Here is a 17,501-nt window from a genome sequence, read left to right as displayed (position 1 = left end):
AGAATCGGGGCATGTCCCGTTCTGCCCGTGCACTGCTCCTGGCCGGTGTGGCCATCACCGCGGCCTCCCTCCTGGCCCTGGTGGCGATCCTGGGGCTCTACTTCGCTGAGGCCGACCCACATCCCGGCCTCTACTTCACAGCGCTGTGGGGCTTCCCCCTGGGCTTCACCCTGATGATCGCCTACATGCTGATGGCGATGAGCCGGCGCCGCCGTCGCCGCACCGCTCTTGGATGAGTCGCACCACCACTTTCGGTCTGACCGAGCTGACCGCCCACTGTGCTCGCCTGGACGACGCCGGGCTGGCCGATCTGCTCAGGGCGCGCCCGGATCTGCTGAACCCCACTCCGGCGGATATGACCAGCCTCGCCGCCCGCGCCCAGTCGGAGATGAGTCTGCGGCATCTGGTCCAGCACCTCGACGCCGGGACCCTGCACCTGCTCCAGGCGCTGAACCGCGGAGAGTCTGCGGCCGCTGAGGCCGACTCTGACTCCGCCGCCTTCCTGCGGCGCGCCGGAGTCCTGCTGGAGGTCGGGGGCGAGCTCGCCCTTCCGGCGAATCTCCCCCACGTCTTGGAGAACGTCCCCGCCGGCCCCTCTGCCGCGCCGCAGCCGGGGTCGAGGCCGGTGATGGCCGCCCTGGTGGAGAACGCCTCCCTCGCGGCGATCTCTGAGCTGCTCAGCGAGGTCGAAGACCTCCTGACGGCTCTGGAGGAGAGCGCGGCGGCCACGCTGCGCACCGGCGGCGTCGGCATGCGGGAGCTCAAGCGCCTGACCGTGGCCCGCCGCGGGGAAGGCACCCCCAAGGACCCGGAGGTGGGTGAGACCGGCTGGCTGATCGAGCTGGCTGCCGCGGCCGGGCTGATCGAGCCCGACGCCGACTCCGGACGGTGGGCCCCCACGCGTCTGGCCGCCCAGTGGCGCCGCGCAGGCCGTCATCACCGTCTGCAGCTGCTGGTCTCGGGATGGCTGCTGGCTCCGCGGTCCCCGCTGCTGCTGCGCGGCCCGCACCCCTCAGCCCGATTGGCCCCGGTTCTCACCCCGGAGCGCCAGCGCGGCGACGCCCCGGCCCTGCGGGATCGGCTGCTGCGCACTGCCGAGGAGCTGACCGACCCCAAGCCTGCCGAGCTCTACACCCTGAACTGGCCGGATGAGACCGAACCCGGCCCACGCGCCTTCTCCGGACCCCTGCTGGAGCAGCTGGCCTGGGACCGACCGCTGCTGACCGCCCGGACCCAGCATGTCCTGCTGCCTATGGTGCGGGAGGCCGAGCGGCTGGGCCTGCTGGCGATGGGCGCGCTGACGGCCGCAGGTCGCGCCGCGCTGGAGGATGCCGATCGGCTGGCCGCCGGGGAACCGCCGTCGTCGTTGAGCGCCCACCTGGAAGCCGCCCTGCCGCCGCTGGTGGAGACCGTGCACCTGCAGTCGGATCTGACCGCGGTGGCCACCGGCACGCTCTCCCCCGGAACCGCACAGGCCTTGGGCCAGCTCGCCCGGAAGGAGACCCGCGGCGGAGTGCCGACCTACCGCTTCAGCGCCGATTCGGTGCGCGGAGCCTTGGAGGGCGGGTGGAGCCCCGAGGACATCCGGGACTTTCTGACCAGCCACAGTCTCAGCGAGATGCCCTCGCCGCTGAGCACCCTGATCGACGACGCCGCCCGCACCACACCCAGCGTGCGGATGGGTGCCGCGGGGGCCTGGGTCGTGGAGCCGGACCCCCAGCTGCGGGCCGCACTGCTGGCCCAGCCGGAGCTCAGCGCCCTGGGTCTGCGGCATCTCAGCGGAGAGGTCCTGGTCTGCGAGGCCTCCGCGGAGCGGCTGCGCAGCGCCCTGCGCCGGGCCGGGATCCGCACCTCCGAACCCGAGAACGCCCCTGCTGTGACCGCCCCGGGAACCCTCTCCGCGCGAGCTGCCGCCGGTGGTGAGGCGAGCGCGGCCGAGCCGACCGGCACCGGCTCCTCCCCCGCCTCCGCGGCGGCCTGGCAGCTGACCGCCTCACCCTGGCAGCAGTCCCCGGTCCGTACGGTGACCCCGCAGATGCTCGCCCGGAACCCGGAGGTGATCGAGCGCGCTCTGGCCGCTCTGCGCTCCGACGGATCCAGGACTCGGGTCTCGGAGCTGGGGAATGACTCAGCTCTGGCCGGCGCTGATGTGGTGGGCACCCTGCGCGAGGCCATCCGCCGGCGTCGCAGGGTCCGGATCACCCGGGCAGGCAGCGGCGGAGGCGAACACACCGTGGTCGGGATCCCCACGGCGATGAACGCCGGGCGGCTCCGCCTGCGCCACGAGGGCCGGGAGGAAGAGTCCCTGCTGCTGATCCACCGCATCACCGCCGTCACGGAGAAGGAGCCCAGTTCGCGATGAACGACGGACCGCTGATCGTCCAATCGGATAAGACGGTGCTGCTGGAGGTCGACCACGAGCGGGCTGACGCCGCGCGCCGGGCCGTAGCCGCCTTCGCGGATCTGGAGCGGGCCCCCGAGCATGTGCACACCTACCGGATCACCCCGCTGGGGCTGTGGAACGCCCGGGCCGCCGGCTTCGACGCCGAGTATGTGGTGGACACGCTGCTGAACCACTCGCGGTTCCCGGTCCCCAACTCCCTGCTGATCGACATCGCGGACACGATGAGCCGCTACGGTCGGCTGCGGCTGGAGAAGGACGAGGTCCACGGCCTGGTGCTGCGCACCGCTGAGACGGAGGACGGGGAGGCCGTGCTGGAGGAGATCCTGCACGCTGAACCCGTCGTCCCGCTGCTGGGCCCCCGGCTGGATGAGCGCACCGTGGCCGTCCACGGACAGGCCCGCGGAGAGCTGAAGCAGGAACTGGTGAAGCTGGGCTGGCCCGCCGAGGATCTGGCCGGCTACGTGGACGGAACGCCCCATCCCATCGACCTGGACCAGCAGGACTGGAGCCTGCGGGAGTACCAGAAGCAGGCGGTGGACACCTTCTGGGCCTCCGGCTCCGGCGTCGTCGTGCTGCCCTGCGGCGCAGGCAAGACGCTGGTGGGGGCCGGGGTGATGGCCACCAGCGCCACGATCACCCTGATCCTGGTGAACTCCACGGTCTCAGCCCGGCAGTGGAAGCAGGAGCTGCTGCGGCGGACCTCGCTGACCGAGGAGGAGATCGGCGAGTACTCCGGCGACCGCAAGGAGGTCCGCCCGGTCACCATCGCCACCTACCAGGTGCTGGCCGTCAAGCGTGGGGAGCTCCACCCCCATCTGGAGCTGCTCAACGAACACGACTGGGGCCTGATCATCTACGACGAGGTCCACCTGCTGCCGGCCCCGGTGTTCCGTATGACGGCGGACCTGCAGGCCCGACGCCGACTCGGCCTGACCGCCACACTGGTCCGGGAGGACGGCCGCGAGCGCGAGGTGTTCTCGCTCATCGGGCCCAAGCGCTTCGACACTCCGTGGAAACAGATGGAGGCTCAGGGGTGGATCGCTCCGGCCCAGTGCATCGAGGTGCGCACGGACCTGCCCCGCGGGGTGCGGATGGAGTACGCCGCAGCGCCGGACCGGGAGAAGCACCGGTTGGCCGCCGGTTCCGAGGTGAAGGACGACCTGGTGAAGCGCCTGGTGGCCCGGCATCGCCATGACCACGACGAGGCCAAAGGTGAGCAGATCCTGGTGATCGGTCAGTTCGTGGAGCAGCTGGAGCGCCTCGGAGAGGCTCTCGATGCCCCCGTGCTGACCGGTCAGACCTCCACGGCCAAACGGCAGGAGCACTTCGAGCGGTTCCGCCGCGGCGAACTGGACGTCCTGGTGGTCTCGAAGATCGCGAACTTCTCCATCGATCTGCCGCAGGCCTCCGTGGCCATCCAGGTCTCGGGGACCTTCGGCTCCCGGCAGGAGGAGGCTCAGCGCCTGGGCCGGATGCTGCGTCCGGACACCGAGTCCGAACAGAAGCGGGCCCACTTCTACAGCGTGGTCACCCGGGACACGGTGGATATGGACTATGCCGCCAAGCGCCAGCGGTTCCTCTCCGAGCAGGGCTACGGCTATACGATCCTCAGCGATGAGGACATCGTCTGATCGACGAGGGAAGTCGGAGACATTTCTGCCCGACTGATCAGGGGCGTCCCGGCTCATCCCACCCCGTTCAGAGCATCTGTCCAGGAAACACCCAGGATACGGAGGGACACTGGCGCCGTGACTGACAAGACTCCGGAAGCCAAGCTGCTCGTCGTCGACGATGAACCCAACATCCGTGAACTCCTGGCCACCTCCCTGCGCTTCGCAGGCTTCGAGGTCGCCGCGGCCTCCAACGGCCGTGAGGCCCTGGACACTGCCGAGACGTTCCAGCCGGATCTCGCCGTGCTGGACGTCATGCTGCCCGATATGGACGGCTTCTCCGTGACGCGGAAGCTGCGGGCCGCCGGTAAGCACTTCCCGGTGCTGTTCCTGACAGCTCGCGATGACACGGAGGACAAGGTCACCGGCCTGACCGTCGGCGGCGACGACTACGTGACCAAACCGTTCTCCCTCGACGAGGTGGTGGCCCGCATCAAGGCCGTCCTGCGCCGCACCGCGCCGTATGAGGACGAGGACGCCGTCGTGCGGATCGACAACCTGGAGATCGACGACGATGCCCACGAGGTCCGCCGCGACGGTGAGGTCGTCGACCTCTCCCCCACAGAGTTCAAGCTGCTGCGCTACCTGATGATGAACCCCAACCGGGTGCTGTCGAAGCAGCAGATCCTGGACCATGTGTGGGAGTACAACTTCAACGGGGACGCCTCCATCGTGGAGTCCTACATCTCCTACCTGCGCCGGAAGATCGACTCCGGCGCAGAGGGCGCCCCGATGATCCAGACCAAGCGAGGCGTCGGCTACGTGCTGCAGACCTGGGAGCGCCGCCAGCGCGCCCAGGGACTCTGAGGCCTCGGCGTGCTCCACGTGGCACGGCCGCATCCGCGTGACGCCGGCTCTGCCTCAGCCGTGCCCTCGCCCGTATCCTGGGTCCGATGAGCTTCAGCCCGTTCCGCTCCCTCTCCCGCGCCTGGAGAGTGGCCAGCCTGCGCACCCAGCTGGTGGTGATCATCTCCGGACTGCTGCTGCTGACCCTGGCGGTGACCACCTTCGTCTCCGCCTCGCTGTTCCGTCAGGAGCTGATCCGGAACCTCGATGAGGACCTGATCACCAATCGCAACAACGTCTCCATCTACCTGACCCAGCGTCAGCCGGTGGAGGACTACGGCAACGAGCTGGCCATCGTGCGCTTCTACGGCGTCATCCTGGACAACGAGGGCTACCCCTCCCAGGACGAGGACGGCGGACTGCGGGCCACCCACTTCCCGTTCGAGGGCCAGGACCTGCCCGACATCGAACCGATCCCGGCCGATGAGGCCATGGAGCGGGCTGGCGAGTCCTTCGACGTCCCCGGCACCGCAGAGAACTCCCGCGGCTGGAGGGCCCAGGTCTACCGGCTGGAGTCGGGGGAAGGCTCCCTGGTCATCGCCCTGCCCATGGAGCAGGTGGAGACCTCCGTGGAGCGGGCCACCTTCCTGGTGGCCACCATCGGCCTGCTGGCCACCCTGGGGGCCTCCACCATCGCCTATGCCGTGGTGACCCGGGCCTTCCGCCCGCTGTTCCGCGTGGAGAAGACCGCCGGCCAGATCGCCGGCGGGGACTTCTCCCAACGTGTGGAGACCTCTGCTCCCCCGGAGACGGAGATCGGACGCCTCTCCTCCTCGCTGAACGTGATGCTGGAGCATATCGAGCAGGCCTTCTCCGAGAAGGAGGCCTCGGAGCAGAAGATGCGCCGATTCATCCAGGACGCCTCCCACGAGCTGCGGACCCCGCTGGTGACGGTCCGCGGCTTCGCCGAGCTCTACCGCCAGGGCGGGGTCAGCGACAACCCTGAGGCCGTGGGCGCGGCCATGGACCGCATCGAGTCCGAGGCCAAACGGATGGGCAACCTCGTGGAGGACATGCTCACCCTGGCCCGCCTCGATGAGCAGCGCCCGCTGCAGCTGGCCCCGGTGGATCTGAACCTGATCGCCCATGACACAGCCATGGACATGAGCGTCAACGCCCCGGACCGCGAGGTGCGGGTCATCGGCCTCGACGGCGGCAGCCCCCGCCCGGCTCCCACAGTGGGCGATGAGGGCAAGATCCGCCAGATCGTGACGAACCTGGTCACCAATGCCCTGCGCTACACCCCTGAGGGCAGCCCCATCGATCTGGCCGTGGGCACCGATTCGCTGATCGAAGGACGGCCGGACTCTGTGCTGGAGGTCCGTGACCACGGAGACGGCATCCCTGAGGAGGATGTCGAGAAGATCTTCCAGCGCTTCTATCGCGCGGACAAGGCTCGCGATCGGGGCACCGGAGGCACAGGACTGGGCCTGGCCATCTGCGCGGCCATCGCCTCCCAGCATGACGGGACCATCCGGCATCGGGAGACTGAGGGCGGCGGAGCCACGATGGTGGTGCGGCTGCCGATGGTCGAACCCAGCGACCAGTCCGATCATGAGTCGGAGGCCGATGAGGAGGACTGCGGCGGCGCGGCGGAGGACCCCGGCGCCTCCGGAGAACAGCCCGCCTGATCCTCAGCCGACCCGCTGGCGAGGGACGCCGAGCAGGGCAGACTTCCACGTTCACACCGCGGCCGCAGACTCCTCCCGACGGCGGCTCCAGATCCTCCTGCCGGTGGAGACGAGCATCATCACCAGAAGCAGCACCCCCACGTACCCGTTGATCACATAGACGATGTTGACCATCTGGGAGAAGGGCAGGTTGAGGCCGATCAGGATCCCCGCTCCGGCCAGGACGAGGGTCGAGTACCTGAACCCGGGAGTCCGGTCCTCGAAGAAGCGGGAGGAGACGGTCCAGAGCAGCGGGATCGCCGTGGTGTAGATCCCGATGAGGATCATCACCGAGATCCCCGCCGCGAGCACCGGACTGATCTCCCCAGCCAGGAACAGCATGGGGATCTCAGTTCCCGCCACCCCTTCGATGTTCGCCAGCAGACCCAGCCCGACGATCATGCAGGCCAGGGAGAAGGCCACACCGCCCAGCAGCCCACCGGCTGCGGCCTCCCGCTGGCTGCGCGCGGTCCGGCCCAGGGCGGTGACGAAGGCCGCCAGCCACAGCATGCAGAACCCGACGTAGGACAACCCTGCGAGGAACCAGTTGGAGGAGGCGTGGGTGAGTTCCAGAGTGGGCAATACCCAGATGTTTCCTCCACATGTCTGCTGTCCGCTTCTGTGCCGCGCGCAGGACTCCACAGAAGCGCGACCGTTCCCGCCCGACCGCCCCGGACTCCGTAGCGTCGCAGGTGTCCTACCGCAGGACCTTCGACACGACTAAGGAGCAGAATCATGCCGGTTCTTCAGATCGACACCGCTGACCTGATGGCCAAGAGCCAGACGGTGGAGGCCACGATCGGACGCATCCAGTCCGATGTGAACTCTATGGAGGCGCAGCTGCGCCAGCTGCAGGACTCGTGGAAGGGCTCAGCCGGCAACGCCTTCCAGGAGGTGCTCACCCAGTGGCGCTCCACCCAGGTCCAGGTGGAGCAGTCTCTGATGAGCGTCCGCCAGGCCATGGCCCAGGCCTCCTCACAGTACGAGGAGACCGAGACTGCCGCCGCAGCCATGTTCAACCGCTGACACCCTCGTTTTACCAAAGCGTTTTCAGATGACCCCCACGTATACGGGCAAGCAGAACGAAGGTCGCTTGGTAAAACGAGCGGGAAGACGCAGAGAGCCCCCGCAGCCGTTGTGCTGCGGGGGCTCTCTGTCTGCCGCGTGGGCGAAGTGATCAGAAGATCACATCATGCCGCCCATGCCGCCCATCGGGTCCATGCCCTCGGCGCCGGCACCGGCCGGGTTCTTCTCCGGCTTATCGGCGACGACGGCCTCAGTGGTGAGGAACAGGGAGGCGATGGAGGCCGCGTTCTGCAGCGCAGAGCGGGTGACCTTGACCGGATCGTTGACGCCGGCCTCCAGCAGGTCCTCGTAGTCGCCGGTGGCGGCGTTGAGGCCGTGGCCGTCCTGCAGGCCCTTGACCTTCTCCGCCACGACGCCGGCCTCCTGGCCTGCGTTGATCGCGATCTGCTTCAGCGGTGCCTCCACAGCGAACTTCACGATCTTCGCACCGGTGGCCTCGTCGCCCTCGAGCTTCAGGGACTCGAAGGCGCGGGCACCGGCCTGGATCAGGGCCACGCCGCCGCCGGCGACGATGCCCTCGTCCACAGCTGCCTTGGCGTTGCGCACGGCGTCCTCGATCCGGTGCTTGCGCTCCTTGAGCTCCACCTCGGTGGCTGCGCCGGCCTTGATGACGGCCACGCCGCCGGCCAGCTTGGCCAGGCGCTCCTGGAGCTTCTCGCGGTCATAGTCGGAGTCGGAGTTCTCGATCTCAGCCTTGATCTGCTGGACGCGGCCCTCGATCTCGGACTCCTCGCCGGCACCTTCGACGATGGTGGTCTCGTCCTTGGTGACGACCACCTTGCGGGCGGTGCCCAGCAGGTCGAGAGTGGCGTTCTCCAGCTTGAGGCCGACCTCCTCGGCGATGACCTGGCCACCGGTGAGGATGGCGATGTCGGCCAGCATGGCCTTGCGGCGGTCGCCGAAGCCGGGAGCCTTCACAGCCACGGACTTGAAGGTGCCCTTGAGCTTGTTGACCACCAGAGCGGCCAGTGCCTCGCCCTCGACGTCCTCTGCGATGACCAGCAGCGGCTTGCCGGACTGCATGACCTGCTCCAGGATGCCGACGACATCCTTCACAGAGGAGATCTTGGAGTTGGCGATCAGGATGTAGGGATCCTCGAGGACTGCTTCCTGACGCTCTGCGTCGGTGACGAAGTAGCCGGAGAGGTAGCCCTTGTCGAAGCGCATACCCTCGGTGAGCTCGAGCTCCAGACCGAAGGTGTTGGACTCCTCGACGGTGATGACGCCTTCCTTGCCGACCTTGTCCAGCGCCTCGGCGATGAGCTCGCCGATCTGCTTGTCAGCGGCGGAGATGGAGGCGGTCGCTGCGATCTGCTCCTTGGTCTCCACCTCCTTGGCGGACTTGAAGAGCTCGGCGGTGACGGCGTCCACAGCCTTGTCGATGCCGCGCTTGAGACCCATCGGGTCAGCACCGGCGGCCACGTTGCGCAGGCCCTCCTTGACCAGGGCCTGGGCGAGGACGGTGGCCGTAGTGGTGCCGTCGCCTGCGACGTCGTCGGTCTTCTTGGCGACCTCCTTGACCAGCTCGGCGCCGATCTTCTCGTAGGCGTCCTCCAGCTCGATCTCCTTGGCGATGGAGACACCGTCGTTGGTGATGGTGGGGGCGCCCCAGGACTTCTCGAGCACAACGTTGCGGCCGCGGGGGCCCAAGGTGACCTTGACCGCGTCGGCGAGGCTGTTCAGGCCCCGCTCAAGGCCGCGGCGGGCCTCTTCATCGAATGCAATAGTCTTTGCCATGGTGGCACGTGTCCTTCCTGGACTCGGCTTGTCGATAAACCGTGATGGATGACTCGTAGGTGCCCGCGACGGACGGCCCACCCCGCGTCACCGGGGCGTTGTGGCCTCACCTGCTGAGGTTCTCAGTCCACCCTCTGCTGGCAGTCATGCCAGGAGAGTGCTAATCAATATTTAGCACTCTGCCCAGGAGAGTGCAAGAGAGAGCAGGGGCCCGCACCGCACAGACGGCGCGGGCCCCTGCCTGAAGGACGGAGCGTCCGACTCACTGACCGGGGGCATACTCCTCGCCCACGACCACGGCCAGCGTGGTGAAGCTTCCGCTGGACTGGACGGTGTCGATGCCCATGTCGGCGGCGAGCTGCTGGGCGAACTCCTCCTGATCGGCCGGGTAGTAGATGGCCGGAGTCGGTGTATCGCCCCAACCGCCCTCCCAGTTGTTCAGCGCGGTGACGTTATAGCCCTGCTCCTCCAGCTGGGTCTGAGCGTTGGCGGCGGTTCCGTTGGGACCCGCGTAGTTGAAGACCTGGACGGGGGTCTCCATATCGACCTCAGCCTCTTCCTCATCCTGGCCCTGGGCAGCCTCGTCCTGACCGTCTTCGCCTTGGCCGCCCTCATCCTGGCCGCCCTCATCCTGAGCGGCCTCGTCCTGACCGTCGCCCTCACCGCCGTCGTCGTCCTGAGCGGCGTCCTCCTGCTCCTCGGTCGCGTCCTGGTCACCGGCAGTGGTCTCGGCGTCGTCGTCATCACCGAAGACCAGCCAGGAGAACAGACCCACCACCAGCACGACGACGGCCAACAGTCCGATCCACTTCAGCCCACCGCTACGGCCGGCTGCGCCGCCGGAGGCCCCGGGCGCCCGGTGCTTGCCCGCCTCACCGGACTGGTAGGGCGGGACGTCATCGAACTCGTCATGCGGGTGCTGGCTCATGGTTTCATCCTCCTCGCGCGCTGCCTGGCATCACGCTGACGGCGCAGCCGCTTGACCAGCATGGGGTCATGCGCCAGCGCCTCTTCGGTGTCGATCAGGCGATTCAGTGTCTGGTAGTACGCCACGGAGGTCATGCCGAGCTGGTCGCGGATGGCCTGGTCCTTCGCCCCGGCGTATTTCCACCACTGGCGCTCCAGCGCCAGAATCTTCTCCTCCTCAGCGGAGAGTCCACTACGTACGTCCACGGTGCCATCCTACGGGGAGCCGGGAGCGTTCTCCGCCATCTGCCCGGCGGTGTTTTTGCCGGCTCATCCCAATCGGGGGTGTAGGAGTTGGGGTCTGAAGCCGCCGGTCTCGAGCAGGCTTCGGGCGATGTAGTTGGTCAGGTTGCGGAACCCGAGTGCGGAGCCGCGCAGGTGTTCGAGCCGTCCGTTGCCTGCCTCGGTCGGCCCGTTGCTGGTGCCGGGTCGTTCGAAGTAGGCGAGCACGTCGGCGGCTCGCTTCTTCAGGGTCCGGCCCAGAGTGGTGAGCTCGGTGAGCACCTTGGGGACGCCGGCGCTGAGGTCGGTGATCAGCTTCTCCATGAGCTCGCGGCCACGTTGCCGGTCCTCGTGGCGATAGGCGGCGATCATGCGCTGGTAGACACCCCAGGTCGCCTCGACCTCGACGTGAGCGTCATCAACGAACAGCGCGCGTAGCCTGTCGCTCTGCTTGTCGGTGAGCAGGTCCGCGCCGGTGTGCAGCGTGCGCCGCGACTTGTAGAGCGGGTCGTCCCTGAACCCACGGTGCCCGTGGATCGCGAGTTGGACCCGGCGCCGGCACCTGTCGAGGGCGTCACCGGCCAGGCGCACGACGTGGAAGGGATCCATCACCGTGACCGCGTCCGGGATCTCCTCTGCAGCGGCGGTCTTGAACCCGGTGAAGCCGTCCATCGCGACCACCTCGACCGCGTCACGGAAGGCGTCGTCGCGGTCGGCGAGCCAGGTCTTGAACGCCGCCTTCGACCGGCCCTCGACCATGTCCAGCAGCCTTGCTGGGCCGGCGCCATCGCGGACCGGGGTGAGGTCGATGATCACGGTGACGTACTTGTCGCCACGCCTGGTGTGGCGCCAGACGTGCTCATCGACGCCAATGACCTTCACGCCCTCGAACCGCGTGGGGTCGCTGATCAGCAGCCGCTTGCCTTCGGCCAGGGCCGCGTTGTTGGCGGTGTCCCACGCGACCCCGAGTCCCTCGGCGACACGTGCGACGGTGAGGTGTGCGACCACGATCCCTTCCAGCGCCCACCGCAGCCCGGCGCGCGAGAGCTTCGCGCGTGGCTCCGCCGCGGCGCTGGTGTCTTGGCGCCACACGTGTCCGCAGTCGGCACAGCGGTAGCGGCGCACTACAACTTCCAGCACGGTCGGTCGCCAGCCCAGCGGCTCGTGGGCCAACCGCCGGATCACGGTGTCACGAGCAGCGCCTTCGCTGCCGCACCGTCGGCACCACTGATCTGGTTCCACCACGCGGCACGCGAGGACCGCACGATCCGGTTCAAGTCGTTGTCCGGTCACGCTCAGACCGAGGCCGTCGAGTCGAGCGAAGGCGGTCAGGTCAGGGCGGCCGAAGCCGGCCGGCGGGGTAGCGTCGGACACGTCGAGGTCTTTCGAACGGATGGCGTAGGAACCTCCGCCGTCGGGAGACCTCGACGTCTATCTGCGGACCGACGCGCCCGGCCGACCTACACCCTCATCTGGGAAGACCCCTGAAACGTCTTCGACGACGACGGGACCGGCTAGGAGGAGGGCGCGGTGAGCTAAAAGAATGGAGCTTGCTCGGCTTCGACGCCGCCGCAAGCTCCGGTGAAACGGTCGGTACTGGTCAGTCGTCGTCGGTCACCACCGGATGGCGGCGCCCTCCACGCTCGGCGTTCGCGCAGGTCAGCGGCTCGTTCGCCCAGTGGGCGCATCAAGCGATAGACGCAAAGCCGACGTGATTAGGTCGTCGGTTCGATTCCGACAGGCGGCTCTGGCGAACAGCCCCTGACCTGCGGAAACGCAGGGCAGGGGCGGTTCGGTTCTGGTGGTCGCGCGATGCGCTGGCCTCACGGCTCTGCCCGACACCGACGTCGCTCTCCTCTGCGACGGACCCCTCGCCGGCCGAGCGCTCGCAGCCGGCATCCTGTCCGTGTGCCGATAGGCCTCGCTCCGCTCGGCAACGCGGCGTGGCGTTGCGTCGCGACCTGGCGACGGCTCGGCGGGGCGCGATCGTCTCGTGCGTTGGCGGACTACGGGAGCTTGGACGCGAGGACGTCGGCCGCCAGGATCTCGGGTGCTGCGCCGAGGAGGTGCTGGTTGGCCTTCAGGGCTGCGACGATGGCGCCGTTGGCGTGGGCGTCGCGAGCGGCTTCGTCGGGGAATGCATCGAAGATCCAGAAGGTGTCGGCGTGGGTCCTGACCGCGAACCAGACAATCGTTCCTACTTCTTCGTTGGCGAGTGCGACAGCGCCGGCGAGCAGATCGGCGACCGCGTCGTGCTGTCCATCGGCCGCGACGATCTTGGCGACGAAGGCATACGGAAGTGATGCGGGTGTGGACATGAGGGACTCTCCTTGACGTCGGGGTTCTTCGTGGGACGAGTTCAGCGTATGACGAGCGAGGGCCGGTGGGGAGTGGCGTATACGGCAGTATTGCTATTGTTTACGTCATGCGTATCGGACTGATCGCGATCGACGGCTGCTTCGGTTCGGCTGTCGCGTCGGTCATCGACATCCTGCGGGTGGCCGACGGAGCCCGCGGCGATGTCGATCCGCGGATCGACCCGATCGAACTCGCCATCCTCGGAACGAAACGGCGAGTGACCACGACCGCATCGATGAGCCTGTCAGTGGACCACCCGCTGTCGGAGTCCGGAGAGTTCGACGTGGTCGTCGTCCCTGCGCTTGGAACCCTCACGCCCGCCGCTACCAACGACGCCCTCCAGAGCCGAGATGCTCGTTCGGTCATCGCCTCGCTCGAGCGCCTCGACGAGGCGACCACCCGGATCGCCGCGGCGTGCACCGGCGTGTTCGCCGTCGCCGAGACCGGACGGATGCATCATCGGCGGGCGACGACCAGCTGGTTCCTGGGGCCGGAGTTCCTGAAGCGCTATCCGACCGTCGCCCTCGATCTCGACACCATGGTCGTGGTCGACGGGAACCTCGTCACCGCCGGCGCCGCGTTCGCCCACATCGACCTCGCGCTCTCACTCGTGCGATCGATCAGCCCCGACCTGGCCCGACATGTCTCCAAGCTCCTCATCATCGACGAGCGTCCGTCGCAGGCGGCCTTCGTCGCCTACGAACATCTCCGGCACGAGGATCCGATCGTCGTCGAGTTCGAACGCTTCGTGCGCGCCCGCCTGGACGAACCGTTCAACGTCGCCTTCGTCGCGCAGTCGCTCGGCACCAGCCGGCGCACCCTCGAACGACGAGTCCGTGCGGCGCTCAACCTCACTCCGCTCGGCTTCGTCCAACGGCTTCGCATCGAACGAGCTCGGCACCTCTCAGCAACCACGGACCTCACCTCCGCCGAGATCGCGCTACGGGTCGGCTACGCGAACGCCGAGACTCTGCGCTCCCTACTGCGCAGGGAGCGACGCCGTTCCTGACCTATCGCCATGCCTGTAGCCGGTGTCCTAGCGCTCGGTGGGAACCACCTCTCAGCACGTCGCGTCGACGCTCCTGCGTCGCCCCTGGACTACCCACTCGACACGCCCGCAGCACAGCCCATGTGACGTGCCCCGGCTTCCCGGACGGTCGGGGTTGGGTGGCTGTGATGTCGCTGCGTTCTCGTCGAGAGGGTCAGCAGACCCGATCAGAGCCGATTGGGATGAGACGCGAAGGCGGTTAGGTCAGGGCGGCCGAGGCCGGCCGGCGGGGTAGCGTCGGTCACGTCGAGGTCTTTCGGACGGATGGCGTAGGAACCTCCGTCGTCGGGAGACCTCGACGTCTATCTGCGGACCGACGCGCCCGGCCGACCTACACCCTCATCTGGGAAGAGCCTTTTTGCCGACTGTGGGACAGTCGCTAGGCTGAAGACAGAGGCATGAGGGTCCTACGACCTCACACATGCAGCTATGGACGAGAACGCAGCCGGAGAGATCATGATGAGCAGTTCGGAGCAGGAGCAGGAGCTCTCCCCCTCGCTGGTGGCACCCTTGGAGCCGGCCTGGGAGCAGGCACTGTCCTCCCAGGCCGAGCGCTTCGCCTCCATCCGCGAGGAGCTCACCCGACGCCGCGAGCTGGGCGAGGACATCCTCCCGGCCCCGACCCGCGTGCTGCGCGCCTTCCGTCAGCCCTTCGACCGGGTCAAGGTCATCATCCTGGGACAGGACCCCTACCCGACCCCCGGGCACCCGATCGGCATGTCCTTCGCCGTGGCCCCCGACGTGCGGCCGCTGCCACGCAGCCTGCAGAACATCTTCAAGGAGCGTCAGGACGATCTCGGCCTGGCCCCCTCCGAGCACGGGGACCTGAGCACCTGGGCCCACCAGGGGGTGCTGATGCTCAACCGTGTGCTGACCGTCAGCGCCGGCAGCCCCGGCTCGCACCGAGGGATCGGCTGGGAGGAGATCACCCGGACCGCCCTGGAGGCCCTGGTGGAGCGCGGCACCCCGCTGGTCTCCATCCTCTGGGGCGCCGATGCGCGCAAGATGGCGCCGCTGCTGGATCAGGGCGAGCACACGGCCGTGATCACCAGCCCCCACCCGTCTCCGCTCTCTGCCCGGCGAGGCTTCTTCGGCTCGAAGCCCTTCTCCCGGGCCAACCAGGAGCTGGAACGTCTGGGCGCCGAGCCCATCGACTGGCAGCTGCGCTGAGTCCGACGCCGGCCACCCAGCACAGCTCGCGACCTCAGCGGTTGCGGGTGCGCGAGCGCTCGTTGGACTGCAGGCTGGAGGTCAGCGGACGCATGGACACGTCGCCGAGCACGATCCCGGAGGCGATGGCCAGAATGATGATCAGCGCGTTGAACAGCTCGGCCAGGCCGCCCATCATCGACATGACCATCGTGGTCTCGGGGTTCTCGATCGCGATCTGGTACATGCCGCGGAAGACCATGAGGCCGGGCAGCATGAACATCATGGCCGGCACTGCGACCACCAGCTGCGGTGCACCCATGCGCAGCGCCACCACGCGGCCCAGCGCACCCACGATGGTCGCGCCGATGATCGGGGTGATCCGCTCCCCCAGGCCGATCAGCTCCGCGGCGTAGAAGCCGGCGAAGCCCAGCGCGGAGACCGCCCCGATGGGCAGGATCATCCGCAGGCGCGCCTGCTCCACGATGGCCGCGCAGGAGCCGGCGAAGAACACCAGCACGATCAGCACCGGCGCCGGATAGATGCGCGTCAGACCATCGGCGATGACGATGTGCGGGGCGCCCATCAGGTCCCAGATCACCACTGCGGCCATAATCCCGGAGGTCATGCCGGCGAAGGCGATCATCGAGGAGAGCAGACGGCCGGCCGCGGTGATCGGGAAGCCGTTGATCGCATCCTGGATGGCTGAGACCACTCGCGCCGAAGGGAGCAGGATCATCAGGGATCCGGCCACCACCATGGACGGGGTGATGTCCACGCCCATCGTGAAGGCACCCATGGCGAGGAAGGACGCGACGAATCCGCCGGCCGCCAGGCCGAAGTATTCGGGCACCCGCCAGGTGGTCAGCTGCCGGGTCAGCCACAGCACGATCAGCGTGCCGAAGAAGCCCAGCGTGGCATCCAGCAGGGGCGCACCCAGGAAGCTGGCGAAGAAGCTGGCGAAGAAGCCGCCGGCCACCGTGACCACCCAGCGCGGGAACGGCTTGGGCTCCCGAGTGATCTCCTCCAGCCGCTGTGCGGCGTCGCTGCGGGTCATCCGTCCGGCGACGATGTCGGCCACCAGCTGGTGGACCGCCGCCAAAGCCTTATAGTTCCCGGACCAGGAGCGCACCACACGGACCCGCGAATAGGGGATCTTCCCCTCAGGCGCCCAGTTGAGGCTGATGGACTGGTTGGTGATGTCCACATCGGTGTTCTTCATCCCGAAGGCCGCAGTGGTGGCGATGATGGAGGTCTCCACCTCCAGAGCACCGGCACCGTAGCGGAAGAGGGTCTCCCCGAGGTCCAGGACGAAGGCGATGGTGGCCGGCTCCTCCGACTCCACCGGGGCCTCGGCCTGCTGCGGGTTCGCGAAGGGCGTCCCCTCCAGCCGGTCGAGGATCGGCATGGCGGAGGTCATCGGCGCCTCCGGACGCATGATCCTCCGGAACGCCTGCTGGACCTGCTGGGGCTTGAGCTTCTGGTCGAAGACGGTGCGGTCGAAGATCGGCGCACCCTTCAGGCGCTGCGGGCCGATCTTGTCGCGGATTCGGCTGGGCCGCAGGACGGAGCGGCGGCGCAGCGGTGCGGCTTCCAGCGGGGTGGAGGGCAGGTTGCCGATCGAGGAGGTGAAGGACAGGTCCAGAACTCCCGACGCCGACGTCGGCTCCCCCTCCTGCTGGCTGCGGGCGGCCTCGGCGGCGCGCTGCTCCCAGGGGGAGACGGCCTCAGTGTTGCCGGTGGTGGGGATCTGCGGACCCAGCGCCTCGGTGTGGGACCAGTCTCCGGTGCTGGGGAAGGACTCCCAGTAGTCCCGCGCTCCGCCCTGGATGGGGTCGGAGGCGTAGCGGTTGGGCTCCATCGTCTGCGGAGCCTCAACCTCGGGATAGGCGTAGGTGTGCAGGTGGTGGTCCAGATCCTCGGTGGAGGGGGCGGAGACTGCGGAGTTCACCGCCGTGTAGGTCCGCTGGAACTCGGGATCCGGGGTGAACTCGTGGCGCGAGCCGGAATCGTCCTCGCGCTCCTCGACCGCGCGGTCGGCGGCCTCGGCGTCGTACTCCTCCCATTCCAGGGCGGCCTCAGCCTCAGTGGAGGCCTGCCAGGAGGAGGCGATGGAGGAGGTCAGGGACTTCACGAAACCGCCGGAGGACTCCTCCTCGGCCTCATCGTCGGATGCCGCGGAGGAACGCACCACAGGAATCGCGGAGACATCTGCTGTGGGCGCGGAGATCATCGGATCGATGGCCTCCGGCTCGTAGCTCTCATCGCGATCTGACGACAAAGCCCCTCCCTTCCTGCAATACAACCACAAAATGACCCGGGATCTCCCGGGTCATTGTGGTGAA

At 68.1% G+C, this 17,501-nt stretch carries 15 protein-coding genes; 8 read left to right on the top strand and 7 right to left on the bottom strand.

Annotation, left to right across the window (positions count from 1 at the left end):
• The first annotated feature begins 11 nt into the window (after positions 1-11).
• The 5 genes from JOF45_RS00165 to JOF45_RS00145 all read left to right on the top strand — a co-directional run bounded on the left by JOF45_RS00165 (position 12) and on the right by JOF45_RS00145 (position 6,551).
• Entirely contained in the window at positions 12-236 is a 225-nt protein-coding gene (locus JOF45_RS00165; protein ID WP_210047243.1) for a hypothetical protein, read from the top strand.
• Entirely contained in the window at positions 233-2,362 is a 2,130-nt protein-coding gene (locus JOF45_RS00160; RefSeq protein ID WP_210047242.1) for a helicase-associated domain-containing protein, read from the top strand. Before JOF45_RS00165 ends, JOF45_RS00160 begins: the two co-directional genes overlap by 4 nt.
• Positions 2,359-4,035, top strand: a complete 1,677-nt coding sequence (locus JOF45_RS00155) for a DNA repair helicase XPB (RefSeq protein ID WP_210047241.1) — start codon at positions 2,359-2,361, stop codon at positions 4,033-4,035. Before JOF45_RS00160 ends, JOF45_RS00155 begins: the two co-directional genes overlap by 4 nt.
• Before the next feature lie 117 nt (positions 4,036-4,152).
• On the top strand, positions 4,153-4,881 hold the full coding sequence (locus tag JOF45_RS00150; protein ID WP_210047240.1) for a response regulator transcription factor: 729 nt from the start codon (positions 4,153-4,155) through the stop codon (positions 4,879-4,881).
• A gap of 86 nt (positions 4,882-4,967) precedes the next feature.
• Complete coding sequence (locus JOF45_RS00145; RefSeq protein WP_210047239.1) at positions 4,968-6,551, top strand: sensor histidine kinase; 1,584 nt, start codon at positions 4,968-4,970, stop codon at positions 6,549-6,551.
• Positions 6,552-6,602: 51 nt separating this feature from the next.
• Here JOF45_RS00145 and JOF45_RS00140 read toward each other — a convergent pair whose 3' ends face one another.
• On the bottom strand, positions 6,603-7,172 hold the full coding sequence (locus JOF45_RS00140) for a hypothetical protein (RefSeq protein ID WP_245324087.1): 570 nt from the start codon (positions 7,170-7,172) through the stop codon (positions 6,603-6,605).
• A gap of 153 nt (positions 7,173-7,325) precedes the next feature.
• Here JOF45_RS00140 and JOF45_RS00135 point away from each other — a divergent pair, with 153 nt between their 5' ends.
• Positions 7,326-7,616 carry a WXG100 family type VII secretion target gene (locus JOF45_RS00135; protein WP_210047238.1) on the top strand — a complete coding sequence of 97 codons (291 nt, stop codon included), beginning with the start codon at positions 7,326-7,328 and terminating at the stop codon, positions 7,614-7,616.
• A 159-nt stretch (positions 7,617-7,775) separates the two neighbouring features.
• On the opposite strand, the gene groL is transcribed toward JOF45_RS00135, so the two are convergent.
• The 5 genes from groL to JOF45_RS00110 all read right to left on the bottom strand — a co-directional run bounded on the left by groL (position 7,776) and on the right by JOF45_RS00110 (position 12,919).
• On the bottom strand, positions 7,776-9,413 hold the full coding sequence (gene groL / locus JOF45_RS00130) for a chaperonin GroEL (protein ID WP_210047237.1): 1,638 nt from the start codon (positions 9,411-9,413) through the stop codon (positions 7,776-7,778).
• A gap of 262 nt (positions 9,414-9,675) precedes the next feature.
• Positions 9,676-10,341, bottom strand: a complete 666-nt coding sequence (locus JOF45_RS00125; RefSeq protein WP_210047236.1) for a LytR C-terminal domain-containing protein — start codon at positions 10,339-10,341, stop codon at positions 9,676-9,678.
• Entirely contained in the window at positions 10,338-10,586 is a 249-nt protein-coding gene (locus JOF45_RS00120; RefSeq protein ID WP_188685535.1) for a DUF3263 domain-containing protein, read from the bottom strand. Before JOF45_RS00120 ends, JOF45_RS00125 begins: the two co-directional genes overlap by 4 nt.
• Before the next feature lie 63 nt (positions 10,587-10,649).
• Positions 10,650-11,975, bottom strand: a complete 1,326-nt coding sequence (locus JOF45_RS00115; protein ID WP_210047235.1) for an ISL3-like element ISPfr2 family transposase — start codon at positions 11,973-11,975, stop codon at positions 10,650-10,652.
• Positions 11,976-12,607: 632 nt separating this feature from the next.
• Positions 12,608-12,919: a putative quinol monooxygenase gene (locus JOF45_RS00110; protein ID WP_210047234.1), complete on the bottom strand. Its 312-nt coding sequence runs from the start codon at positions 12,917-12,919 to the stop codon at positions 12,608-12,610.
• 107 nt (positions 12,920-13,026) lie between these two features.
• Between JOF45_RS00110 and JOF45_RS00105 the strand changes: the two genes are divergently transcribed.
• Both JOF45_RS00105 and JOF45_RS00100 read left to right on the top strand, forming a co-directional pair.
• Positions 13,027-13,968: a GlxA family transcriptional regulator gene (locus JOF45_RS00105; protein WP_210047233.1), complete on the top strand. Its 942-nt coding sequence runs from the start codon at positions 13,027-13,029 to the stop codon at positions 13,966-13,968.
• 498 nt (positions 13,969-14,466) lie between these two features.
• Positions 14,467-15,177 (top strand): uracil-DNA glycosylase, encoded by a 711-nt coding sequence (locus JOF45_RS00100; protein ID WP_210051116.1) that lies wholly within the window; start codon positions 14,467-14,469, stop codon positions 15,175-15,177.
• Between the two features lie 34 nt (positions 15,178-15,211).
• Here JOF45_RS00100 and JOF45_RS00095 read toward each other — a convergent pair whose 3' ends face one another.
• A complete protein-coding gene (locus tag JOF45_RS00095; RefSeq protein ID WP_210047232.1) occupies positions 15,212-17,437 on the bottom strand; it encodes a threonine/serine exporter family protein in 2,226 nt (741 codons plus the stop codon).
• Positions 17,438-17,501: the final 64 nt, after the last annotated feature.

Origin of the sequence: Nesterenkonia lacusekhoensis (assembly GCF_017876395.1) — a bacterium.
GTDB classification, from domain to species: Bacteria; Actinomycetota; Actinomycetes; order Actinomycetales; family Micrococcaceae; genus Nesterenkonia; species Nesterenkonia lacusekhoensis.
Note: the sequence above shows the minus strand (reverse complement) of the source record. Positions and strands in the feature narration are given on the sequence as shown.